The organism is Caballeronia sp. ATUFL_M2_KS44, from assembly GCF_023630965.1.
GTDB lineage: Bacteria > Pseudomonadota > Gammaproteobacteria > Burkholderiales > Burkholderiaceae > Caballeronia > Caballeronia concitans.
This window is the reverse complement of the sequence record NZ_JALQEA010000072.1, coordinates 1-249: the sequence shown is the minus strand read 5'-3', so window position 1 is coordinate 249 and position 249 is coordinate 1. Positions and strand designations below refer to the sequence as shown.

The window sequence follows — 249 nt, the reverse complement described above, 5'->3', positions numbered from 1 at the left end:
GATCTGCCCGTCTGGCAAAAGCTCAATGTCGTCGCCTTTCTCGCGACCGGCGTCGCGGCCGCGGTGCCCGAAGCGCTCGGCGAGCCTTACGAGGACGCCGCCGGACATCGCTACGGCCGCATGCTGGGCCAGCCGATGCTCGTGTTCGCCGCCGATCTGTCCGGTCTGCAAGCCGCGCATCGACAGGCGATCACGCGCGAACTCAGAATCGTGCCGTATGTTCACGCGATGTTTTCCACCGGGCACGAT

At 65.9% G+C, this 249-nt stretch carries 1 protein-coding gene; it reads left to right on the top strand.

The genetic code is table 11. The features are described 5' to 3' along the window. On the top strand, positions 1-249 hold a 249-nt coding region (locus NCR39_RS29230), incomplete at both ends, for a DUF2000 family protein (RefSeq protein WP_502800294.1).